The sequence below is a fragment of the Candidatus Krumholzibacteriia bacterium genome (assembly GCA_035268685.1).
Classification (GTDB): Bacteria; Krumholzibacteriota; Krumholzibacteriia; order JAJRXK01; family JAJRXK01; genus JAJRXK01.
This window is the reverse complement of the sequence record DATFKK010000145.1, coordinates 38,085-61,655: the sequence shown is the minus strand read 5'-3', so window position 1 is coordinate 61,655 and position 23,571 is coordinate 38,085. Positions and strand designations below refer to the sequence as shown.

Annotated in this window: 14 protein-coding genes; 7 read left to right on the top strand and 7 right to left on the bottom strand. The window is 70.7% G+C overall.

Going from position 1 to position 23,571, the window contains the following annotated elements; all coding sequences use genetic code 11:
* The first annotated feature begins 224 nt into the window (after positions 1-224).
* Complete coding sequence (locus VKA86_13840) at positions 225-2,405, top strand: PBP1A family penicillin-binding protein (GenBank protein ID HKK72295.1); 2,181 nt, start codon at positions 225-227, stop codon at positions 2,403-2,405.
* On the opposite strand, the gene VKA86_13835 is transcribed toward VKA86_13840, so the two are convergent.
* Positions 2,402-3,712: a thymidine phosphorylase gene (locus VKA86_13835; protein ID HKK72294.1), complete on the bottom strand. Its 1,311-nt coding sequence runs from the start codon at positions 3,710-3,712 to the stop codon at positions 2,402-2,404. The two genes, VKA86_13840 and VKA86_13835, sit on opposite strands and share 4 nt — an antisense overlap.
* Positions 3,713-3,982: 270 nt before the next feature.
* Here VKA86_13835 and VKA86_13830 point away from each other — a divergent pair, with 270 nt between their 5' ends.
* Complete coding sequence (locus tag VKA86_13830) at positions 3,983-5,359, top strand: replication-associated recombination protein A (GenBank protein HKK72293.1); 1,377 nt, start codon at positions 3,983-3,985, stop codon at positions 5,357-5,359.
* On the top strand, positions 5,356-6,315 hold the full coding sequence (pfkA, locus tag VKA86_13825; protein ID HKK72292.1) for a 6-phosphofructokinase: 960 nt from the start codon (positions 5,356-5,358) through the stop codon (positions 6,313-6,315). The genes VKA86_13830 and pfkA overlap by 4 nt, the downstream gene beginning before the upstream one ends.
* A 111-nt stretch (positions 6,316-6,426) precedes the next feature.
* On the opposite strand, the gene VKA86_13820 is transcribed toward pfkA, so the two are convergent.
* The 5 genes from VKA86_13820 to VKA86_13800 all read right to left on the bottom strand — a co-directional run bounded on the left by VKA86_13820 (position 6,427) and on the right by VKA86_13800 (position 16,110).
* The gene (locus VKA86_13820) at positions 6,427-7,290 is read right to left on the bottom strand and encodes a hypothetical protein (protein HKK72291.1); all 864 of its coding nucleotides are present in this window, start codon (positions 7,288-7,290) and stop codon (positions 6,427-6,429) included.
* 146 nt (positions 7,291-7,436) lie between these two features.
* Positions 7,437-8,312: a hypothetical protein gene (locus VKA86_13815; protein HKK72290.1), complete on the bottom strand. Its 876-nt coding sequence runs from the start codon at positions 8,310-8,312 to the stop codon at positions 7,437-7,439.
* A gap of 43 nt (positions 8,313-8,355) precedes the next feature.
* The gene (locus VKA86_13810) at positions 8,356-9,015 is read right to left on the bottom strand and encodes a hypothetical protein (GenBank protein ID HKK72289.1); all 660 of its coding nucleotides are present in this window, start codon (positions 9,013-9,015) and stop codon (positions 8,356-8,358) included.
* Positions 9,016-9,286: 271 nt separating this feature from the next.
* On the bottom strand, positions 9,287-9,847 hold the full coding sequence (locus VKA86_13805; GenBank protein ID HKK72288.1) for a hypothetical protein: 561 nt from the start codon (positions 9,845-9,847) through the stop codon (positions 9,287-9,289).
* Positions 9,848-10,140: 293 nt separating this feature from the next.
* The gene (locus VKA86_13800; protein HKK72287.1) at positions 10,141-16,110 is read right to left on the bottom strand and encodes a hypothetical protein; all 5,970 of its coding nucleotides are present in this window, start codon (positions 16,108-16,110) and stop codon (positions 10,141-10,143) included.
* Positions 16,111-16,285: 175 nt separating this feature from the next.
* Between VKA86_13800 and VKA86_13795 the strand changes: the two genes are divergently transcribed.
* The 4 genes from VKA86_13795 (at position 16,286) to VKA86_13780 (ending at position 20,137) form a co-directional block, all read left to right on the top strand.
* Positions 16,286-17,224: an HDOD domain-containing protein gene (locus VKA86_13795; protein HKK72286.1), complete on the top strand. Its 939-nt coding sequence runs from the start codon at positions 16,286-16,288 to the stop codon at positions 17,222-17,224.
* Positions 17,221-18,873, top strand: a complete 1,653-nt coding sequence (locus VKA86_13790) for a SpoIIE family protein phosphatase (GenBank protein ID HKK72285.1) — start codon at positions 17,221-17,223, stop codon at positions 18,871-18,873. Before VKA86_13795 ends, VKA86_13790 begins: the two co-directional genes overlap by 4 nt.
* The gene (locus tag VKA86_13785; protein ID HKK72284.1) at positions 18,854-19,207 is read left to right on the top strand and encodes an STAS domain-containing protein; all 354 of its coding nucleotides are present in this window, start codon (positions 18,854-18,856) and stop codon (positions 19,205-19,207) included. The genes VKA86_13790 and VKA86_13785 overlap by 20 nt, the downstream gene beginning before the upstream one ends.
* A 66-nt stretch (positions 19,208-19,273) precedes the next feature.
* The gene (locus VKA86_13780) at positions 19,274-20,137 is read left to right on the top strand and encodes a patatin-like phospholipase family protein (GenBank protein ID HKK72283.1); all 864 of its coding nucleotides are present in this window, start codon (positions 19,274-19,276) and stop codon (positions 20,135-20,137) included.
* A gap of 4 nt (positions 20,138-20,141) precedes the next feature.
* Here the strand turns inward: VKA86_13780 and VKA86_13775 are convergent, their stop codons facing one another.
* Positions 20,142-23,513 (bottom strand): S8 family serine peptidase, encoded by a 3,372-nt coding sequence (locus tag VKA86_13775; GenBank protein ID HKK72282.1) that lies wholly within the window; start codon positions 23,511-23,513, stop codon positions 20,142-20,144.
* Positions 23,514-23,571 lie beyond the last annotated feature (58 nt).

Genomic DNA, 23,571 nt, shown 5'->3' with positions numbered 1-23,571 from the left:
CCACCGCCGGCGGATGGACTCGACATGGAACGCCTTCGGGCCGGAGGAATACCAGGGAGCAGGAAGACGCCCGCTCCGGTGGAACCGAGCACGCTACGAGGGCGTCGACGGCGGTGTCAACACGCACTGGCGCGGGGCTTGCCCTGTGTCCCCACACCCGATAGCTTCACCGCGCCCGCCCACGAACCGGCGTCGCGACCGCGACCCGCCTGGAGGCCGCCACCATGACCGAGCCCGACGCGAAACGCCGTCGCGGCCTGCTGTCCCGCCGCCTGTCTCCGTTCGCGGTGAAGTTCGCCTTCTGGGGCCTGGTCGCGGTCGTGCTGCTCGGCGGGGGCGGGGTGCTCGCCGTGGTCCATCAGCTCTCCCGCGACCTGCCGTCGCCGGCGCGACTGCAGACGATCGAACCGGCGATCAAGACCCTGGTCTTCTCGGCGGACGGCGACACCCTGCGCGAGTTCTACCGCCAGAATCGCGTGCCGGTTCGCCTCGACGAGATCCCGCCGCTGCTCGTCCAGGCCGTGATCGCCACCGAGGACCGCGACTTCTACGACCATTACGGCATCACGATCCGCGGCTTCGCGCGCGCGGCGGTCACGAACCTTCGCGAACGCCGTGCCGCCCAGGGCGGATCGACACTCACGATGCAGCTCGCGCGATCGCTGTTCCTGCACCACCGCAAGGAGTGGACGCGGAAGGTGCGCGAGATCCTGCTCGCGCTGCAGATCGAACGTACGTACACGAAGGACGAGATCCTCGAGATGTACCTCAACACGATCTACTTCGGTCCCGCCTACGGGGTCGAGGCAGCGTCGTTGAGTTTCTTCGGCAAGAGCGTCCGCGACGTCACCCCGGCCGAGGCCACGCTCCTGGCCGGGGTCTTGAACAACCCGGGCTACTATTCGCCGTATCGAAACCTCGATCGGGCCTACGAGCGGCGGGCCATCGTGCTGCGCAATCTGGTGCGCGCCGGTCACCTCGATCCCGACACCGCCGCGGAGGTCGGATCGACCGAGGTCGAGATCCGTCGGGACCGCGACGACGACCGCTTGGCGCCCTACTTCGTCGAGGAGGTTCGTCAGTACCTCGAGGAACACTACGGCGTTAAGAAGCTGTACGAGGACGGGCTACGCGTCCACACGACGCTCGACGCCGAACTGCAACACAAGGCCGAGGCCCATCTCGAGGGCCATCTGGTGAAGCTGGAGGAGCAGGAGGAGTACGAGCAGACCCGGGCTCTCTACGACTCGTTGTACGCCGACGTCGAACCCGAGGAACGCCCCTTGCCCGAGTACCTCCAGGGTGGACTCCTGTTCATGGACGTCCGCACGGGATCGGTGCGTGCCATGGTCGGCGGTCGTGACTTCCGCGTCAGCAAGTTCAATCGCGCGACCCAGGCCCAGCGTCAGCCCGGTTCGGTGTTCAAACCCTTCCTCTACGCGGCCGCGCTCGAACGCGGATGGACTCCGGCGTCGATCCTCCTCGACGCGCCGGTCGAGGTGAACACGGGCAGCGACGAGTTGTGGCGCCCCGTGAACTTCGAGGGAGAGTTCAACGGCCCCGTCACACTTCGCCACGCCCTTGCCCACTCGATCAACGTTCCGGCTGTGCGTCTCATCCTCGAGCTGGGCACCCAGCCCGTGATCGAGATGGCCGGCCGCGTGGGTCTCGACCGCGACGGTCTGCCCGACGTGTACTCCCTGGCACTCGGCGCGGGGGAGGCCACCCTGATCGACCTCGTGAGCGCGTACTCGGCCTTCGCGAACCACGGGATCCGCACTGCGCCCCTGTTCATCGAGCGCATCGAGAATGCGCGCGGCGAGGTCCTCGAACAGAATCTCCCCTACCAGGAAGAGGCGATCGACGAGGTCACCAACTTCCTCGTCGTCGATCTGATGCGCACCGCACTGAAGGAGGGCACGGGCCGCAGTGCCCGGGCCTACGACTTCCACCGCGACGGTGCGGGCAAGACGGGGACGACGGACGGTTACAGCGACGCCTGGTTCGTCGGATTCACTCCCGACGTCGTCGGTGGCGTGTGGGTCGGCTTCGACCAGCAGATGTCGATGGGCCGGCGCAAGACCGGCGCGGTCATGGCCCTGCCGATCTGGGCCCGGACCATGGTCGACGCGGTGGAGAACACGCCCGAGACGACGTTCCGCCGTCCGGAGGGCATCGTCGAACGCCTGGTCTGCCGCGACTCCGGCCAACTGCCCACGTCGGCCTGCGTGGACATCGAGGCCGAGATCTTCGCCGAGACCGCACCACCGTCCCGCTCGTGCGAGATCCATCAACGTGGGAGCCCCGCCCTCCGCGAGGAGATCGGCGACTTCGAGGCGATCGACGCCCAGTCGGCCCGGCGCGACGAGTTCGACACCGGGACCAACGGGGGTGGCGGCGGCTAGGCCAGATCCGCGGCGGTCACTCGTTCGCCGATCAGAGGCAGACCATCGTCGGCTCGCTCGGCCAGGGTGATCGCGCGCGCCAGGCGCGCGCGTGCGAGCGCGGCCGTTTCCTCGTCGCGTGCGAAGATCCGCACCAGGGGTGTCCCGCGTTCGACCGGCTCGCCACGATGCGTCACGACACGCAGGCCCACACCGCGGTCGAGATCGTCGGCGTGGGTGCGCCGACCGCCTCCGAGGTCGACGACCGCCCATCCGACCTGCTCGGTCTCGAAGGACGCGACGACGCCGTCGCGCTCGGCCCGCAACGGCTCCTGCTCCGGTGCGACGTCCAGGGAGGGCGCCGCGGGGTCGAGCCGCCCACCCTGGGCCTCGACCATCGTCACGAAACGGCGCAGCGCGCTGCCGTCGTCGAGGGCCGCACGCGCGCGCATCCGCATGTCGTCGGCGGTTCCGAGACCGGCGAGGACGGCCATCTCCGTCGTGAGTTCCACCGTGAGTTCGCGCGTGGCCGACGGTCCTCCTCCCGACAGTCCGGCGATCGCCTCCTCGACCTCGAGGGCGTGACCGACCGCCTCGCCCAGGGGCTGGTCCATGTCCGTGATCAGGGCCGAAGCCTCGCGTCCTGCGCGCGTGGCCACTTGCACCAGCATCCGGGCCAGGCGACGCGCGTCGTCGGGCGTGCGCATGAAGGCCCCGCTGCCACACTTGAGATCGATCACCAGGTTTCGCGGTCCGGCCGCGAACTTCTTGCTGAGGATGCTGCTGACGATCAGTGGCACGCAGTCGACGGTCGCCGTCACGTCGCGCAGCGCGTAGAGCCGCCGGTCGGCGGGCGCGATGCGTTCGGTCTGCCCCACGATGCTGCACCCGACGCGCTGCACCACGTCGAGCATCTCGTCCACCGACAGGTCGATCCGGTACCCCGGAATCGACGTCAGCTTGTCGAGCGTGCCCCCGGTGTGGCCCAGGCCGCGTCCACTCAGCATGGGTACCTGCATACCCAGTTCGGCCGCGAGCGGCGCCAGCAACAGGCTGATCTTGTCCCCCACGCCGCCCGTCGAATGCTTGTCGGCCGTCGGACCGGGAAGGCGATCGAGGTCGATGACGTCGCCCGAGTCGCGCATGGCGAGAGTGAACTCGGTGGTCTCCTCGTCGTCGAGACCGCGGAACCACACGGCCATGAGCCAGGCCGAGACCTGGTAATCGGGGATCGACCCGTCGGTGACGGCCGCGACGAGACCCTGGATCTCCTCGCGGGAGTGCCGGCGACCCCGCTTCTTCGCATCGATCAGGTCGTAGGGATTCACGCGGCGCCTCCGCCGTTGATCGCGCCGGAACACGTCCCGGTGGTATCGGCGCGCAGAAGGGTGTGATCGATCCACGAGGCGGGATCCTCGCGGCGGCAGCCGGAATCGGACACGATGTCTCCCGGAGTCGGAGTCGGAGTCGGTCCCGCGGCGACCTGCATCGGGACGGATCGAGCGGAGCGGACGGTATCGCCGCCGACGCGGCGGTGTCAACGCGGCGACTCCTTGCTATCATGCCGCCGCCACGGCGACGCTCCCGGGAGGCTTCGGATGCGCGATCTCTTCGAAGAATCGAACGAAGACGAGGAGTCCGCCGCGCCGGTGGACGCCGGTGCGCCTCTCCCCGAGCGCATGCGCCCGCGACGCCTCGACGACGTGATCGGACAGGAAGAAGCCCTCGGCCCGGGTACGGTCCTGCGCGCCGCGCTCGACACCGGGCAGCTGCCCAGTCTGATCCTCTGGGGCCCTCCCGGCTGCGGCAAGACGACTCTGGCCGCGTGCCTCGCACGGGAGGTGGGTGCGACCTTCCTCCCCTACAGTGCCGTCCGGGTCGGCGTGAAGGAACTCAAGCGCGTCATGACCGAGGCGGCGCACCTCCGCGAGCGCGGCGTCCGGGCTCCGGTGCTCTTCCTCGACGAGATCCATCGGTTCAACCGAGCCCAGCAGGACGCGCTGCTGCCCGCCGTCGAACACGGCGACGTGGTCCTGATCGGAGCGACGACCGAGAACCCGAGCTTCGAGGTGAACTCGGCGCTCCTGTCACGCTGCCGGGTGATCGTGTTGTCGGCCCTCGACGAGGATGCGCTGGTCGCGGTACAACGTCGCGCGCTCGCCGAGGACCCCGCCCTGGACGGCCTCGGCGCCGACGACGACGCGCTGCACGCCATCGCCCGGCGCAGCGGCGGCGACGCCCGGTTCGCCCTGGGCAGCCTGGAACTCGCCGCTCGGGACGCCCGGCGTGAGGACGGCGCCCGCATCGACGCCGAGCGTGCCGACCGCGTGCTGCGCGAAGCCCATCTCGTGTACGACAAGACCGGCGAGGAACACTTCAATCTGATCAGTGCTCTGCACAAGTCCTTGCGCAACAGCGACGCGCAGGCCGGCCTGTACTGGCTCGCGCGGATGCTCGAGGCCGGGGAACATCCCGGATACGTCGCGCGGCGACTCGTGCGCTTCGCGAGCGAGGACGTGGGGATGGCCGACCCCCAGGCCCTGGTACAGGCCAACGCCGCCGCCGTCGCGATCGATCGGATCGGCATGCCCGAGGGAAAGCTCGCCCTGGCCCAGGCCTGCGTCTACCTGGCGCAGGCGCCGAAGAGCAACGCTCTCTACCGCGCCTACGGTGCCGTCGGTCGAGCGATCGAGAGTGGCGAGCGGCACCCCGTCCCGCACCACCTCCGCAACGCGCCCACCGGCCTGATGCGCGAACTGGGCTACGGCGAGGGATACGCCTACGCCCACGACGACGACGCGGGCGTGGCGCCCATGCCGTGCCTGCCCGATCCGATCCGGGACGAGGTGTTCTACCGTCCCGGCGAGCACGGCTTCGAGGCGGAGGTGGCCGACCGCCTGCGTCGCGCCTGGCGTCTCGCCCGCCGACGTGGTACCGAGGGCCCTTCACCTCCTCCCGAACAGGACGAAGCATGAAGAAGATCGCCGTGATGACCAGCGGAGGGGACGCCGCGGGGATGAACGCCGCCGTGCGCGCCGTGGTCCGTACCGCCGTGTACCACGGGATCGAGGTCGTCGGCGTGCAGCGCGGCTTCGTGGGGCTCTGCGAGGGCTCCTTCGAAGCCATGGACGCGAACTCGGTCGGTGGGATCCTCCACCACGGCGGCACGATCCTGCGCACCTTCCGTTGCCCCGACTTCCAGCAGCCGACGACGCGCGAGGCCGCACGCGACCGCTTCCTCGACCTCGGAGTCGAGGGACTCGTCGTGATCGGCGGCGACGGGAGCTTCCGCGGCGCCCACTGCATCGACACCGAGTGGGACATCCCCACCGTCGGCGTTCCGGCCACGATCGACAACGACATCGACGGCACCGACTACTCGATCGGCTACGACACCGCTCTGAACATCGCCGTCGACGCCGTCGACAAGATCCGTGACACCGCGACCTCGCACGGACGCATCTTCTGCATCGAGGTCATGGGCCGCAACAGCGGCATGCTGGCCATCGCCACCGGTCTGTGCAGCGGCGCCGAGGAGGTCATCGTTCCCGAGATGCCCTTCAACATCAACGAGATGTGTCAGCGCATCGAGGGCGGCTACGATCGCGGGAAGAAGCACGCGATCATCATCATCGCCGAGGGCGCGGCCCGCGCGGACGAGATCGCGACCGGGCTCAAACTGATCCTGTCGCGCGACGTGCGCGTCGTGGTGCTGGGTCACATCCAGCGCGGGGGCGAGCCCTCCGCCTTCGACCGCATCCTCGCCTCGCGCCTCGGGACGGCCGCGGTGCAGAAGCTCCTGTCGGGCAAACGCGACGTCATGGTCGGCCTCGTCGGCGGCGAGATCTTCACGACACCGCTGGTCAAGGAGTCGCGCGGTGTGCAGCTCGTCATGCAGGAGTACCTCGACCTGCAGGACAAGCTCTGCTGAGTCCCGCACGGCCCGCCCACGAGATCTGCTGAGCGCCGCGCGACCCTCCCACGAGAAAGGCCCCCGTCGAGCGACGAGGGCCTTCGTGCGTTCGTCGGACCACGGCTCGTGTCAGGGAGCGAGGTACCGGTTCGCGTAGCGGACGAAGGTGACCTCGACCGGCGCACTCACGCGCGACTCACGACGCTCGACCCAGGGGTAGGGCTCCATGATCCTCACACCACCGATGAACGGCAGGTTCTCGGCCTGCAGCAGCTCGAAGGCCAGCTCCAGCTCCGGCGTGACGTTGGTGATCTTGAAGGTGGCATCGCTGCCCTCGGCCTGCAGGTACCACTCCATGGGCGGCTCGGCGACCGTGGTGTCGTCGGCGGCCTCCTCGGGTGCTTCCCACTCGTGGTCGGGCAGCTGGGACACGACGCCCACACCCTGCACCTCGGCGTCGACCATGTCCTCGATCGCTTCGCGCTGGTTGTAGCGCAGCGAGCCGAGGTCGAAGCCGCTGACTTCCTCGAGGTCCACGTCGGTGAACTCGGGGAGCACCGGGTCGGGCACGGAATCGAGCTCGGTGACGTTGAAGGTCTCGCCCACCGGCTCCCTCACGCGCTTGACCATGAGCCAGACGTAGGGAGAGTAGAACTTCTGCACGCCGAGCAGCTTGCCCTCCCAGTTGGCCGCACGGTTCTCGAGATCGTCGGCGACGATCACCTCGAGGTGGTTGCCCACGCGCGCGATGCCCGTGTTGCCGTCGAGCAGCACGAACTCCGGCGCGTCGACCTCGAAGAGATATCCCTCGCTCTGCACGTGGCCACGCGTGACCTGGTCGAGCGTTCCGTAGACGTAGGGATCGACCTCTTCCTCTTCACCGCAGCCGGCGACCAGCGCGGCGGACATCGCCACGCAGGCGAGCAGGGTGCGCAGTGCGAAGGGGCGGCGCCCCGCCGCGGACCGGGACCGGTCGGCAGACCTGGAGATCATGGAGAACTTCCTCCGATTTCCGTTTTCTCGGGAGAGCCCCGACAGGGGGACTCCGGTTCGATGTCTCGAAGTGCGGAGGCCCTCTCCGCAAACCCCGGTACGATACGTTCGGGGTTCGGCCGGTGTCAACCGCAGCCCCGCTCCGATCAGCCCCCGCCGCCCGGCCGACGCTGCCAGGCCACCGACAGGCTCCACTGCGTGCCGTCGAGCGTGTTCCGCCCAGAGACGAGGAACGACGCCCCGGCGCCGACCCACACGTCGCCCGCGAGACGCCACGAAGCCTCGGGACTCCAGCGCAGACTCTGCTCGTGCACCGTGACCGCGCCGACCGCCGCCTCCCCGGCGCAGAGGTCACCGTCGGCCAGGACCGCGCTCAGGTCGGACTTCACGAACACGCGATCGAAGGTCGCCCCCACCTCGGCCGCCACGGTCCACTGGTCCCCGAACACCCCACCGCGGTCGCGCCGCCCCAGAGCGAGATTGGCGTAGACAGGCAGGGGGTACAGCGACGCCCCGGCCTGGAGCCGCGTCTCGATCTCGATCCGGCCGGTCCCCGCGGGGAGGAACTGCTCCCGCTCGCCCACGGGGTCGCTGAGATCGCTCTCGGGGTAGGTCGGAACCGAGACGACCGTCTCGAGCGAAACCGGGATCGAGCCGGTGGCGAGGCCCCAACGCGCGCCCAGGCGCAGATCGCCCGTCGACCTCGTCCCGAACTCGGGAACCACGGCGTCGGTGATCCGGGCGTCCTTGACCGCCATCGACACCAGCGCCGTCACCCGGCGGTGCAGGCCGAACTCCCCGTAGACGAAGGCCTGGTGCTCGCGAAAGCTCCCGTCGAAGGACGCCGCGGGCTCCTCGTCGCCGCGGCAGTCGTGGCGGCGGTCGGTGTCGAGGTACAGCCAGCTGGTCTTGACGAAGGCTCCGCCCTCCGGCTGCAGCCACGCTCCGGCCCGACCGATACCCGGCACGAGCGTGCAGAGCACGACCAGCAGTGCGAGAGCGGTACGCGGTCTCGTGGTCACGGTACGGAGGGGGGATGGCCGGGCGCCGGGCGCCCGAGGGTTCCTACGACGACACGCTCGATCTGGGACCGAGCGAGATCGCGGTGGGCAGACGCTCCACCGCCGCCACCAGTCCTTCGTGGTCGCGCAGATGTCCCTCCCACAGCTCGTGGAACACCTGCCAGTGCCGGGGCAGCAGCGGGCTGCGGCGCGTGAAGATCCGATAGAACACGCGTCGCCGCTCGGCCTGACTCAGCCCGGGCTTCTGCCACTGGCGGAGACGGCCGTCGGTCCACACGTCCCAGCAGGCCTGCAGGGCGGCCGCCTGGTGTCGGGCGACCTCGGCCGGCCGGACCCGCTGCTCCAGCAGGTCCGCGAGCTGGAGAAGGTTGCGGTGGAGCCACCGATCGAGCAGCAGTGGTTCGAACCGCACGCCCGGCGTGGCCACGAGCGCCTCGACGTCGAGGCGGGCCAGATCGAGTCCGAGAACCCGCGTGTCGAGACGCAGGACGTCGGAGGGAGACCCGTAGAGCGTGGCGTGCACCGATCCGTCGCGTTCCGATTCGACCTGCCAGTATCCCGACCCCTCGAATTCGGGCGCGTCGAGCGCCAGCGTGAGCCGACCGACCCTCTCGGTCAGCGCGACGTGGGTGGCGGCGCGACGCGCGATCTCCGGATAGCGCCGGGCTCCGGGAAGAGCATCGGGGAAGACTTCGACGTCCACATTGCCTGCCTCTCGTCACCACGCGCGGGCCGCGGGCGGCTCCGACACGGACCGCGGACGCATCGTCGCCCCGATCGACGCGGTGCACAACCAGAAGACGCGATCCGCCCGCTCCGGGTTGCGCACCGATCGTCGTCCGTGCGGATCGGGGAGTGGCCCGGGAGGGTGCAGGAACGACATCGTCGCGCAGGGCCTTCGCGCCACGACGAAAGGGCCCGGCCAGACGGCCGGACCCTCGTCGTTCCCGTTTCCACCCGTGGCGGATCCGAGCCTAGTACAGGGACTTCACCGCGCCCCAGCTGTCCTCGCCATTGGAGACGCTGGTCACGGCGATGGTCGCGCCCTTGCCGTCGAGCGGCTTGATGTTGCCACCGCAGTCCGAGTAACGCGGGGTGGCCGGATCGGTGGCGTAGCCCTCGTACGGACCCACGGTGATGTCGGTCGCGTCGAGGAAGCCGAGCGAGTACACGGTGATCGTGTGGACCCACAGCGGGTCGTGACCCATGGTCTCCTGGAAGCTCGAGATGCACTCGCCGATCCCGATGGCGGCCCCGTTCGCGCTCGAACCGAAGTCGAGGGCTCCGGGGTAGTAGGTGTTCGAGACGACCAACAGGTCGGACGGCAGACCGACCTTGTACTCGACCGAGAAGATCGTGTCGTCGATGCCCTCGACGTAGATGTTCAGCGGGGTCGGGGTGTTCGGCTTGATGGTGGCGGCCTCGTGGTTCTCGTCGCCGATGTACAGGGCGACGGTGGGGGCGGCCTGGGCGACGGACGCGAACAGGACGGTCGCGGCCACGGCCAGCAGCGAGATCGTGCGCAAGCTCTTCATGGTTTCCTTGCTCCTTCGTGCGATCTGGGCTCGGTCCCGAATCCCGATCGCGATCGTGCGGATTGCGGGTCTCCCGAACGGCGGCATCGGCGTTCGCACGGCTTCCGGCCCCGGAACGGGCCTGCGTGAACGTCCGCATTCGCCTCCGCACGAGGCGTGCCAGTTCCCCGAGAGGGTCACGCGTGCCACGCATGGGTGGATCGGGCCGGTTCCCGGTCCCGGCGCGACGCATCATGCGGAAGGGAGTTCCCACCGCCGAGGGGCCGACCCTTCCCACCGTCGACCGTGGTCGGTCAGGCGAGAGGGTCGCGCTCGGAGTAGAGGAGACTGACCCGCCGTCGGGCCCGCAGGAGCACGCGCACGAGACGAGCCGGCAGCTCGTAGCCGGTCCCGATGGCGATCACGTGATCATGGTCGGGCCCGGCCAGGTCGTCGGGGGCCAGCAGGTGAAGACCGCGACCGGGCGCCACGGGATCGACCACCAGGGCGGAATCGAGCCGCGCCAGGACCTCGGCCACCGAACGGGAACCGTGGTCGGCCAACCAATCGCGCAGGCGTCCCGACGCGGCATCGGCGCCGAGCAGAGGATCGAGGATGCCGCTGTCGAGCACCGCGGCGGCCGCGTCGACCAGACGATCCTCCGCATCGACCCGCTCGCGCACGCGGTGCAGTCGAGCCAGGCGGAGTTCTCGCACGTCGAGACCCGAGACGTCGGTCTCGGCCGCGATCCAGCGCTGCAACCGGGCCTCGTGATCGGCGTCGCGCAGAACGGGATCCAGACGCGCGAGCACGTCGAGCACCCCGGCCTCCGGCTCGAAGACCACCAGTCTCAACGCTGCGAGCAGGTGCCGCGGTCCACTCGCCAGCCAACTCGCCGCCGTGCGGTCCTCCACCACGGCGTGGCCCGCGCGCTCCAGTGCGGCCCGCAGTTCGGCCCGGTCGTGCTCGTGGCCGACGACCACTCCGGTCCGATCGGCAGCGCGGTCCGGCGGCACCTGCTCGATCACCCACTCGGCCGCGGCCTGCAGGGTCAGCACCCGCACCCGTTCGACCGTTCCCGCCCCGCGTCCGCGGCGAGTCGTCCGCAGACGACTCGGCAGTGCGGGATCCGATCGCCGGAGCGTCTCGATCGCCCCCACCCACTCGCGGGGCAGGGTGGCGCTCACCGTGGCCTCGGCGCCGACCGGGACGTCCGCGTCGGACGGCATCAGGAGCGGATCGAAGAGCTCCCATCGGCGCGGTGTCGGGAACAGCGCCCGGACGAACTCGAGCAGATCGGGCGGAACGTCGTGGGCTCCGTCGACGGCCGCCCAGCGATAGCGACGTCGCCATCGCTCGACCAGCTCGGCTTCGCGCTCGACCGCCCGGACCGTGGCGACACGCAACTCGGCCGGCGTCATCCAGCCGGCCTCGGCCCGGGCCTGGGCTGCGCACCGGGAGAGCAGATCGAGGTCGACGTCCGCGGCCGAACCGGGCGCGATCGCACCGGCCTCACCCTGGACCACACGCCTCAGGTCCTGCGCCTCGATCGCCGGGACGTTCCCGGTGGCCCGCACGTAGCGCCGCGAGGCGCCCCGCATCAGTCGCAGTCGGACCTCCTCTCCTTCGGCGGCCCCGCCCACCGGGAGGAGGCGACGCACCACGTCGCCTTCGCTCCGGCCCGAGCTCGCGTCGAGGAAGGCGAGAGCCAGCTCCTCGATGTCGACGACGTCGGCCCCTTCGCTCGCGAGGGGCTCCCAGCGAAGACGCCCGCCGGGATGCGCGACGACGACCAGGACCCGGTCTCCACGGAGCGCGGCTCGTTCCACGTCGTCGCGCAAACGACGCTCGCCCTCGCCCCCGATCACCGACGCCCGGACCGCTCCCGGGTGCGGCTCCGCGACCTCTTCGGTGGCCGAGCCGCGCATGTCTCCCGTGACCACGTCCGCCAGGGCCACGGTCGCGTCGGGAGCGACCCCACGGATCGCGCGCTCGAAGGACGGGAGCTCGACGACGTCGGCACCCTCGGTGTCGACGCGTTCGATCACCTCGGCCCGCCGTGCCCAGTCCAGGAGTCCGGCGAGTTCCTCCACGTCCACGTCGGCAGGAAGAGCCGCCTCGTCGATCGGTGCCGCCGTCACCGCCCCGAAGACCGGCCCCACGGCGTCGAGCGCATCGAGCATCGCCGACGGGTCGGGAGCGGGTCGGTCGGCGTCGACGCCGAGGACCCCTCTGCGTCGGGCGATGACTCCGGGTCGGTCGAAGGGTTGCTCCGGTTCCGGACGCAGCCCCGCGTGCGACGGGCGACGCGAACGCGCGGGGCCCGTGCCGCGCAGACGGAACTCCACCTCGGTCCGGCTGGCGGTCCATCGCCACCGGCCGGCGAGACGGGGATCGGCCGCCCATCTCGCACCGACCGGGGGGAGCAACAACCGAAGACGGGGCGCCGGCGCTTCCATCGCGGTCAGTCGCAGGAGGAGGCCCTCGAGTTCGGACACCGAGCGCGGGCAATCGATCCAGAGCAGGCCAGGGGGAGGACCGCTCCGGTGGCGCAGCGCCTCGACGTGCAGGACGTCCGGACCGTGCTCTCCGGCCCCGACCCCGGCCAGGAGGGGCGCCTGGTCCTCCGTGTAGCTCTCGAACCCCAGCCGCGAGCGCAGACGCTGCACCAGATCGGCATCGGCCCCGATCGCCCACCACGGTTCGTCGGTGGGCCGCTGCAACGCGCGCACCAGCGCGTTCTCGAATGCCCGCAGGCGGTGCCGCTCCGACGCAGGATCCCCCGGCAGCGTCCGACCGCAGGCGGGGCACGCGATCAGGGAGGGATCACTCGGCACTGCGGATCCGCACTCGGGGCACTCCAGAGCCGGAACGTCGATCACCTCGACCTCGAGACGCCAGCGCGGAAAGGCCTCGCGACCGGTCTCGACGACGGCGACGCGGGCGTCGAGGGCGGCGGCCCAGCGCGCCGGCACGCTGCGGGCGTCGGATTCGACGGCGTCGACGAAGACCATCGCCCCCGCGCCGGAACGCTCGAGAACGTCGCGCCACGGGTGCATGGCCGCCGCCTCCGACGCCGGCCCGTCGATGCTCTCGAGGGTGGCCAGGACCTCTTCGCCGTGCACGAAGACCCAGGCCACGCTCGACACGCGTTGCGCCCACTCCCGGACGGCGTCCTCGAGCAGCAGGAGCGGATGGAGATCGACGCGCGAGAGACGACCACGCTCGGCCTCGAGCATGATGGCCCCCAGACGCTCCACCTCGCCGGGCCCGACGACGGCAGACCTGGCATCGAGCTCGTCGACGGGCGGTGTTCCGACGACGACCACGCAACGCACCCCGAGCGGACCGCCGTCACCGCTGCGCTCGGAGAGCTCGCGGACCAGACGCACGACGCGATCGCGCTGGCGGTCGGTCGCGCCCCCCACGATCAGCGGTCGACCGCGGGCCCAGTCCCGCGTGGTCCGCGCCAGCGCCTCGGCGCCGAAGTCCTGGCTCTCGTCACGGACCGCGGCGGCGGCGCGCAGGCGATCGGCGTCGAGGGGTGTGGTCCACGCGGCGCCCGCCTGCACCCCGCGCGCAGTCAGGAGATCGCGCCCGCTCGCGACACTCGCGTCGAGCGCCTCGGCCGCACCTCCACGGGTCCCCCCGCGACGGGACGCTTCGCCATGGAACCAGCCCCCCTCGCTGCCGAGCACGTGCGCCAGGCGAGGGTCGAGGCAGACCCAGCTCTCCGCCGCGTGGCCGAGACCGGCCGTGGCCCGCAGCAGCAGCAGCAGTGGATCCCGGACGGCAGGTCCGGCGAGGCGCGCGGTCACGACCAAGCGGTGCGACCGTCCGGTCCCCGCACCCTCGACCGAGGCCGCCGCGTCCGGCGGCGATCCGACCGGCTCCCACCAGCGGTGATCACCGCCCCCGAGTTCGCGCCACGCGGCGATCCGACGTTCCAGGACCCGCTCGGACCACTCCCCGAGCACCGGATCACCCGGCCGATAGCCCGGCGGAGCCATCACCACGTCGGCGGCCTCCCGGCTCTCGCTCGTCACCTGGTGGAGGGCGACGGGAACCATTCGATTCCAGTGGGTCCGCAGGGCAGGATCGAGCACACCGCCGACGACCCAGACCCACGATCGATCCGCCGCCCGGGCGCGGTCGATGGTGAAGGCCAGGCGGTCGGCGGCTCCGGTGTCGTCGATGCCGACCGTCCACGTGCGCGGATCGTCGAACAACGTGTCGGACGGTTCCTCCAGCGTCAGCCCCGACTCCCCGATCGGAACCACCCACACCCGTGCCGCCTCACGGCGGCCCTCGATCTGGGCCGGCCAGCAGCCACCGCGGGCGGTGAGCCGACAGGCGTCGCCACAGACGGCATCCGGGACGGGGGGAGCCGGCAGGTCCCCGGGCAGGTCGGGATCCCCGTTGGGGGTCTCGGCGAGGGACTTCCACAGTGCGAGAACGTGCAGTTGTCGCTCGGACGCACCCACCGCCGTGCGGATGGTGTCGTCGAGCCGTCGCAGCCAGGCCTCCGGACACCGCACCCGGCGCGGGGCCACGCTCACCCGCCGGGGATCGATCCGGGCGGCACTCCGCGCGGCAAGATCCCGGGCCCGCGACAGGCTCGCGGTCAGGAGTTCCGCGCGCTCGCTCGAGCTGGCGACGTCGACCAACTCCTCCGGGGTCGCCGGCCGATCGTGCCAGATGGTCCCCCGGCGCGAGCGATCGACCCCGCGTCCGGTCGGAATCGGATCGCCGGTCGACGCCATCGGCCAGTCGCGGGTCTCGAGGCGCGGCCACTGCAGGGGCACCACCAGGTCCACGGTCTGCAACCGTCTCTCGCCGCCGGGTCGGGCTTCGTCGAGGCGTTCGATCGCCTGGCGCAGGAGCCCGCACAGCTCCAATCCGTGGTCGGCGAGCTGGCCGAGGGCGTCGCGTCCCCAGGGCTCGGTGAACGAGGGACTGGCGCGGATCCACCCCCGGAGGCGTGGCACGAGGCTTCGGGCGCGGTCGGCCAGGGGGCGGAAGACCGGGTGCCCGTGGGGCCCGCTCCAGAGGGGGTGCGGCGCGACCGGAGCGGTCTCCTCGACGGGATCGCCCCCACTGTCGATCCGGTGTACCAGGGCCTCGACGTCGAGCACCTGCCACCAGGCGAAGAGTTCGGCCAGTCCTGCGGGCAGCGTTCCGTCGGCCAGGATCAGCGTCCCGTCGGGAAGCCATCGCCGGAGCCAGCCACGAACCTCGGGCAGGGACGCCTCGAACCGCGACCTCCCCTCCCCCGCGTCGACACGCGGCGACACGGCGAGGGCGTCGAGTGGCGTGCTGCCGCGATGCAGGACGACCACGAGGTTCGCCGCGTCGCCACTCCACACCACCGATGCCACCGGTCGCTCGTCCGCACGCGCGGTCCGGGCGTCGAGCAGCTCCGCGATCTCCGGTGGCGGCCAGACCGCACCGTGCTCCTCCGGGGTCCAGCGCTCGAGCGCCTCCCTGGCATCGGCCCCCGGGACCGCGAGAACCCCCTCGTTCACGAGCAGTCCGGCCAGTGCCCGACGTGCCGCCTCCCGCGACGTTTCGTCGAGGTCGCCGCGCAGCGCGCGCTCGACGTGCGCGAGGGCCCGTTCGCCTCCCTCGGGATCGCGCAGGGCTCCTCGCGCCGCGATCCAGCTCCAGGCGTCGGCCCCGGGACCCTCCAGGCGAGCCACCGCCGCGGCCTGACGCTCCAGCCATCGCAGCAGGGGCGTCGACACGACGCCGCTCCCCGACAACACCGATTCGGCCCACCGCCCGAGCCACTCCTCCTGCGTGGCGTCGGCCACGTCGGTGGGGAGCAGGCCCTCGTCCACGCTGCGGGCCAGGCGGCGGCAGGCCTCGAGGTAGCCGTGGAGCACGTCCCAGCGCTCGGGGCGTTCGAATCCGAAGATCCGGCTCCGCCGGTCCAGGCGGAGGGCGCGCTCGAGCAGTTGGCGGTCGGACTCGACGAGATCCTTGGCCTCACGGCCTGCGGTGCGCAGGGCCTCGTCGTGGAGGAGTCTGGCCAACGCGCGGAGATCGTCCTCCAGTCTGGTGGCCCGGTGGCCGAAGACGGGGAGGACGGGGGACGTCGACTTCCTCCCGAACCAACGGCCGAATCGGCGCAGGGCCGGTTCCAGTCCGCGCTCGACGAGGGGCGCACGGACGCGGGACCGCCTCCATTCGTCATGGGCGCGTTCGAGTTCGGCCTCGGCCGCGAGGAGGTCGCCGCGATCGAGGTGCGATCGCGCCGCGTCGAGCGCTCGGAGGTAGCTCATGGGCGGCGACGGGGTCGTTCGGGCACGATCGATGCCCCGGTTCTGGAGGGTGACGCGCGTCCCGTACGCACCGGTACGCGGTACGACGGAAGGTTCCCGCTCGAACGAGCGGACACTAGCGCACGCCCGAGGCAACGCCAACCCGAGAACCCGCGGTCCTGGGGACCAGGAGACCATGGCGAAACTCCGATACGACGACTACGTCTCGCGCGATTCCCGACGCTCCCGCGGAACCGCGGCCGGCTCCAACACCGGAGTCGCCGACGTGCGCCCGTCGACCGCCGAAGTCGACGCCGCGATCCGCCGCCTGCCCGCCCTGCCGGCGTTGTTGCACGAGCTCATGCGCGAGCTGCGCGACGCCGACGCCGACATCAAACACCTCGAGGAACGCATCTCCAGTGACGCGAGTCTGACCACGCGTGTGCTGAAGATGGCCAACAGCCCCTTCTACGTCCGCTCGGGCGAGGTCGTCGACGTCGGCCGCGCGGTCATGACCCTGGGCTTCCGGACCGTCGCCAATCTCGTCATGGCGGCCGGCCTCCGGAACACCATGGGCGGATCCCTGGGCGTCCCGACCTTCGAGCCCAACGGCGTCTTCCTGTTCAGTCTTGCCAGCGGCCTGGCGTCCGCGCGCCTGCCGCGCAAGGTCGGCGCCCTTCGCGAAGTCGCCGACGAGATGTTCGTGGCGGGCCTCCTGCACGACGTGGGACGGATCGCGATGAGCGAGTTCTACCCCCGGGTGCGCCGCGAGATCGAGGCGAACGCCGCCACTGCGCTCGAACCGGTCGGAGAACACCGGCTGCTGGGAATCGATCATCAGCAGGTGGGCGGACTGGTCCACGAGCGCTGGGGACTGCCCGACGAACTCCTCGGTGCCATCACCCGGCACCACGAACCGATCGACGCGATCCGGGACGACCCCCTGGTTCTCGGTGTGGCCGTGGTCAACGCGATGCTCGACCTGCACGGCTACGCACGCACGTGCCGCAACCCGAACGCCAGCGGAAGGGTCGAATCGCTCTGCCGTGAACTCGACACCGCGCCCGAACGGGTGGAGGACGTGATCGCCTCGGTCGAGGACGAGGTCTCGTCGATCGCGGGGAGCTTCGCGTGACCACCACCGTCCGGATCGATCGCGAGGCACTGGCCGAACGGCTCGCCTCGGCAGTGACCCCGGAAGAGGTCACCGAAGCCCTCTTCGTCTCGCTCGACGGTACCGCTCGCGGGCTCTACCTGTTCGACCAGGAGGGCGACCTGTACCTCGAGGATCGCTGCCCGCACGACGCGGCCGCGGCACGGTCCTTCGTCGAAGCCGAAGTACCGTCGCGTGCCGTACGCTTCTCGTTCCGCGATCGTCCCCTGGGTGCGGTGCTCTTCCACCGGGTTCCCGACGACCCGGCCCTACCCTCGATCCTGCAGACCCAGTTCTCGCCGGCGATCTTCCGGTCGCTGTATCTCGACGACGTCCTGTCGGACAACGATCGAATGCGCGAACAGCTGTTCTATCTCGACGAGATGGGCAAGCTCATCGGCCAGCTCGACCTCGACATGCTGCTGGTGAACATCCTCGAACTGACATCGGCCCATCTCGGTTCGGACATCGGGTCGATCACGCTCCTGCACCACGACGAACTGGTCACCGCCGTGGACTGGGGCCTCCCGCACGACGCACTGATGGCCCTGCAACGCGCCGACGGGCGGCGCGTGATCGACGAGATCATGACCTCGCGGGAACCGGTCCTGTTGGCCCGCGAGGACCTGCGGTCGGACCACCAGGGCCAGTACAACTTCGACCGGCTGCTCATGCTGCCGCTGTGTACCAACGACGCCCTGTGGGGCTGCATCAATCTGGTCGCTCCGCAGCACGTGACGGCGGTCGAGAGTCCGCTGCTGGCGTCGGTCCGCTCCGGGGTGGGTCTCGCGGCGACCGCGGTGGAGAACGCACTGCTCATCGAGATGAAGCTCTCGCGCGAACGTGAACAGGAGCAGTTGAAGGTCGGGCACCAGATCCAGAGTCAGCTCCTGCCCTCCGAACCGCCCGACCGTCCCGGACTCGAGATCGACGGCTCGTCGGTGTCGGCCACGATGATCGGCGGTGACTACTTCGACTACTTCGACCTGCCGGACGGTCGGCTCGGGCTCGTGGTGGCCGACGTGTCGGGCAAGGGCGTTCCGGCGGGTCTGATCATGACCGCGACCCGGGCCCTGTTCCGCGCGACCGCGACACGTCACTCGGATCCGGCTGCGATCCTCGGCGAGGTGAACCGCCTGCTCTGCGCCGAGGGATTCGGCGCCCGCTTCGTGACCGCCGTGTTCGCCGCCCTCGACCCGCGAACCGGAACGGTGGGCTACTCGACGGCCGGACACGACGCGCCCTCCATCCGACGCGCGGACACCGGACGCATCGACAGCTTCCCGTTGCCGGCCCTGCCGCTCGGCCTGCGGCCGGGCGCCAGTTACGAAGCGCAGACCTTCCGACTCGCCATCGACGACACCATGGTCCTGTACACCGACGGCGTGAGCGAAGCCATGGATCATTCGCGCGAGCAGTTCGGGGCCGATCGTCTGCACCGCGTGCTCGCGCACAGTCGCGGTCTCGGCGCATCCGATCTGCGTGATCGTATCCTCGCCGCGATCGACGAGCACTGCGGCACGACGCCGCGTCACGACGACACGACGTTGATCGTGGTCCGACGGACCCCGGACGTCGACGATTCCGATTCCCGATCAGGAGAGCGAGACCGTGAACGTACCGACGCATGACACCCTGTCCAGTGTTCCGGTGCACGAGCCCGAAGGGGCCGTCGACATCACCAACAGTGTCGATCTGCGCGAATCCATGTTGAACCAGGTCGAGGACGGAGCCCGAGCGGTCGTGCTGGACCTGCACGCCGTGCGCTACGTCGACAGTTCGGGCCTCTCGGCCCTGGTCAGCGTGGCGACCGCCCTGGAACGCGTGCGCGGCGTCCTGGTCCTGTGCAACGTCGACGCTGCGGTGATGAAGGTCTTGGAGATGACCCGGCTCACCGAGTACTTTCGACTGGAGTCGAGTCGCAACGCCGCGATCGAGTACGCCACGCACGCGCACGCGTCCTGAGCCGTCCGCACGCCGGTGCCGATCGACAGCGGTGACTCCCCGACCGCACCCGGGAGATACCGACCCATGAGCGATCTGCCGCGTCCGACCCTGGGCCTCGCGCTCTCCGGAGGAACCGCCAAGAGCATCGCCCACATCGGCGTGCTGCAGGCGATCGAGGAAGCCGGGCTGCGTCCGGACGTGATCGCGGGGACGAGCGGCGGTAGCCTGATCGCCGTGGTCTACGCCTCCGGTGTGGGCACCGACCGCATGGTCGAGATGGCCGGCCGCGTGAACTGGAGACGCCTCGCCCGCGTGCGCATTCCCCGTCTCGGCCTGTTCTCCAACCAGGGCGTGGCGGAACTCGTGCGCGACACGGTCGGAGACCTGACCTTCGAGGACCTCGAGATCCCCACCCACGTGGTCACCACCGACCTGCTGAGCGGGGGCAAGGCCGTCTTCAGCCACGGACCCGTGGCTCCCGCCGTTCAGGCCAGCTGCTCGATCCCGCAGATCTTCAGTCCCGTCGAGATCGGCGACGGGCTCTACGCCGACGGGGGTTTCCTCGAGTACCTGCCCCTGCCCACGCTCCGCGACATCGGCTGTACGACCATGGTCGGCGTGCACCTCGGATCCTTCGCCGACTTCACGCCGCGCCCAGGTCATCTACTGGCCATGATCATGCGGACCATCGGGATCGTGGCCGTGCGCAACGCGCGCGAGGCCGTCCCCCTGGCCGACGTGCTGATCGAGCCCGACCTGCGGGGCTTCCACTCGTTCGATCTGAAGCGACACGAGGAATTGATCGAGGTCGGGTACCGGGCGGGCACGGCCGCCGTCCCGCACATCCTCGCGGCACTCGATCGGCGGCCCTCGCCGATCCCATGGCCGGACCGTCTCCGCACCCGCCTGCTCGGCTGGTGGACCGAGGCACGGCGGCGTACGGCCTGACCGATCAGCGCACCAGAACCATACGGGCGTGGGCCGTTCTCGCGTTCCACCGCGCCACCACGTGATAGACCCCACTGGCGAGAGGCGATCCGGTGTCGTCGGTCGCGTCGAAGCGCCACTCGACCGTGCCGGCCCCATCGACCCGACCGTACTCCTCGCGAACACGCCGCCCCCGCGCGTCGAAGACGGACCAGTGCACGGCTCCGGCCCGTGGCACGCGGAGACGGATCGACGTCCGCGGGTTGAAGGGGTTCGGGTGCACTTCGAGCTCCGGACGCAAAAGGCTCGTGGTCTCCGGGACGTCCACCGCGACGCGCTCGCGGCACTCGAAACACCCCCGACGGTCCGAGCCACCCCGCTCGTCGGTCCATGCGCCGACAGCGGTGTCGACGGTCCCGCTGCCGAGCAGGGTCAGGGCACTGCCCCGTGCCGTGATCCACTCCGCCCGCTGGTCACCGTCGAGGTCCTGCACGAGCGGCGCGACGGTGCGACGATCGGGGAATCGCTCGCGCGGGAGTTCCACCGCGATCGGCACCGCCCCGGCGGTCGTGCTCCACCGGACGAGTTCCGACACGAGTCCGTAGCGGTACTCGATCCCGCGAACGCTTTCGCCCCACCCGACGATGGTCGGGACCACGATCTCGCGTGTGGGCGTCCCGGTGACGTCGGTCACCCGCGGTTCCCCGAGGAGGGCCCGGTACACGTCGAGGCGACCGTCGACGAAGTGCGGCGCGGCGTGTGTCCGCGACCACACCCTCTGCGAGCCATCGAGTTCCACCACGTGGACCCGCGCCTCGATCGGTGCCTCCTCGGCTCCGGCCACGGTCGCGACCACGTAGCTCGGCGCGCGCCCTCGCTCGAGCCGGGCCACGACCAGAGGCGAAAGGGCCGTCACGGGGAGCGCATCGGTGTCGAGCGTGATCGGTGTCGCCCCGATCCGGCTGCCGTCGGTCCGCCAGCGGTGCAGCCACGCCCCGCCGCCGTCGAGCCCGACGAGCGCCACCTCGTCGACCCGCGTTCCGGTGGCCGTGCCGAGAAGCACGGGAGCCGTGGAGCGACCGTCCAGGGCGACCGGCCAGCCCGGCAACACCGTGCCGTCGGTCTCGACTGCGGTCACGTTGCCCACGACGTCGGCGACCAGCAGTTCGTCGCGTCCGTCACCGTCGAGATCCCCCGCCGCGGGCGGGACCTCGACCGGTCCGCCGATCGGGATCTCCTGGACGACCTGCCCACTCGGATCGAGGATCGCGATTCCGGCGCTGGTCCCGACGGCGATCCGCGCGTCGGGTCCCTCGTCGACCAGCACGGGCGACGTGGTCGACAACAACGACACCGTGCGGATCCAGAGCAGATCGCCCGCGGCGTCGACCGCGAGCACCTGACCGAATTCGCTCCCGGCCACGATGGCCTCCACCGGTCCCAGACGGCCCACCGCCGGCTCGGTCAGTTCGCCGGCCCGGCCCGGAGTGAAGAACTGCTCGGGAAAGATCCCGACGTCCTCGCCGGCCAGGGTCACGACGTGGAAGGCGTGGCCGTCGGGGAAGGCCTGCAGGTTGTTCACGGTGACGACCTCGGTCGAGCCGTCGTTCCCGAAGTCGTAGCCGGTCGGACTGGTGACCTGGCGCGCGCTGAGCTCCAGGGGCCAACCCTCGAGCACGGGCGCACGGTTCTCCACGCGGAGACGTGCCAGACCGGTGCCCTCGATCCGGCGGACCACCACCACGGCCCAACCCGTCCACGAGGTCGCCAGTTCCACCCGCTCGTCCAATCCCACGCCCGCGCGCGTGCTCGCGCCCACGGGGTCGAGTCCGGCGTCCGTCTCGCGGTACACGACGAGATCGAAGTCGGCCAGGTCCCCGACCTGCAGTCGGAAGCCGAGCGGTCGCGGGATCGAGACCGGCACCCGGGCCGCCCACACCGCGGGGCCCTCGGTCGGGGCGTCGAGCGTGAAGGGCACGTCGTCGCCCGGCCACACCACGTTGCGGACGGCGTCGACGGCGGCTCGGACCTGCAGGAGCCCGTGACCGGCGAAGCGATCGGCTCCGGTCCGAACGACCCGTGGTTCGAAGACGGCGCTCGATTCGGCAGCCGCGACTTCGGCCGCGGTGGCTCTGAGCACGTCGGTGATCCACGACACCTGCGAGGCGTCGGCCCTCCACGGGTGCGACACCGAGGCCATCGTCTCGGACAGGACACTGATCGTACCGGCCACGTGGGCCGCGGCGAGAGAGGTCCCGAAGCGGAAGGCGTACGCGTCCTGGGGTTCGTTGTCGGCCACGCGCAGGCGGGCATCGGGATCGATCCTGCTCCCGCCGGGCGCGATCAGGTCGAGCGTCCCGGGGTCTTCGTCCCCCGGCGCCCACGAGGAATAGGTGGCGACAGCACCCTCAGCGTCAGAGGCACCGACGCCGATCACGCCGGGCAGGCGCGCGGGGTAGCCCATGTCGGCGCCGGGCTCGTTGCCGGCCGGAGCCACCACGGCGATCCCGCGTGCGGCGAGCGCGTCGATCGCGGGGCCGAATCCGGGATCCTCCGCCCACGTCGCCCCCACCAGACACGCGCGGATCCGGAGCCGGTCCGCATGGTCGAGCACCCAGTCGAAACCGAGCAGCAGATCGCTGGCCCAGACCTCCCACCGGTCCTCGAAGTTCCAGGTCTTCACGATCGCGAGCCGGCCCCCGGGAGCCACCCCACGCCCGTCGCCGTCGACCCGCCCCCCACCGAAACCCGCGCTCGCCAGCGCCGTCCCGTGGAAGTGGTAGTCCCAGGGTCCGACCGCGTCGGGCAGGTCGTCGGTCACGTCGTGCCAGCCGGCCACGCGCAGGCGGAGGTCGGACGGATAGGATCCCTGGACGTCGAACCAGTCGCTGGCGTCGCCGGCCAGCGGCGGCTCGTCGATGTCGTCGTCGCGCGGATCGCCGAGGTCGTCGTGCGCGGTGTCGCAGCCGCTGTCGAGGATCGCGATCGTCGAGACCGGATCGCCCTGGTACTCGAGTTCGTCCCAGACGAAGGAGCGAACACCCACGAGGGCGGTCGAGCCGGCGAGGGCCGGCGTGCCCGAGACGTCGCGCCGCAACGTTCCGAGGGCCGACCACGTGGATTCGATCTCGGCGGCGCGTGCGGCGTCCGCTTCGATCACCCAGTCGCCGCCGAAGCGATCGAGGCGCGCGACGAGGTCCACCCCGTCGTCGGTGGCCCGGCGCTGCAGTGTCGAGAGATCCGCCCCATCGGGCTGCAGGAACCATCGCACGCGGGTGGGTGCGTCGGACGCGCGCGGGAGGGTGCGATCCAGGTCGACCCGCGGGACGTCGTCGGCACGGGCCACACCGGCGCCCAGGACGACGAGCAGGACGAGGACTGTGCTGGTCGCGCGCACGAACACCTGCCGGATCGCGGGAAGAGACTCCACGCAAAGGTAGTGAGCGCGCGGCGCC

What these genes read in the sequence shown, in the direction of transcription:
- VKA86_13840 (HKK72295.1), top strand. Translation starts at nt 225, where the DNA reads ATGACCGAGCCCGACGCGAAACGCCGTCGCGGCCTGCTGTCCCGCCGC.
- VKA86_13830 (HKK72293.1), top strand. Translation starts at nt 3,983, where the DNA reads ATGCGCGATCTCTTCGAAGAATCGAACGAAGACGAGGAGTCCGCCGCG.
- pfkA (HKK72292.1), top strand. Translation starts at nt 5,356, where the DNA reads ATGAAGAAGATCGCCGTGATGACCAGCGGAGGGGACGCCGCGGGGATG.
- VKA86_13820 (HKK72291.1), bottom strand. Translation starts at nt 7,290, where the DNA reads ATGATCTCCAGGTCTGCCGACCGGTCCCGGTCCGCGGCGGGGCGCCGC.
- VKA86_13805 (HKK72288.1), bottom strand. Translation starts at nt 9,847, where the DNA reads ATGAAGAGCTTGCGCACGATCTCGCTGCTGGCCGTGGCCGCGACCGTC.
- VKA86_13800 (HKK72287.1), bottom strand. Translation starts at nt 16,110, where the DNA reads ATGAGCTACCTCCGAGCGCTCGACGCGGCGCGATCGCACCTCGATCGC.
- VKA86_13795 (HKK72286.1), top strand. Translation starts at nt 16,286, where the DNA reads ATGGCGAAACTCCGATACGACGACTACGTCTCGCGCGATTCCCGACGC.
- VKA86_13780 (HKK72283.1), top strand. Translation starts at nt 19,274, where the DNA reads ATGAGCGATCTGCCGCGTCCGACCCTGGGCCTCGCGCTCTCCGGAGGA.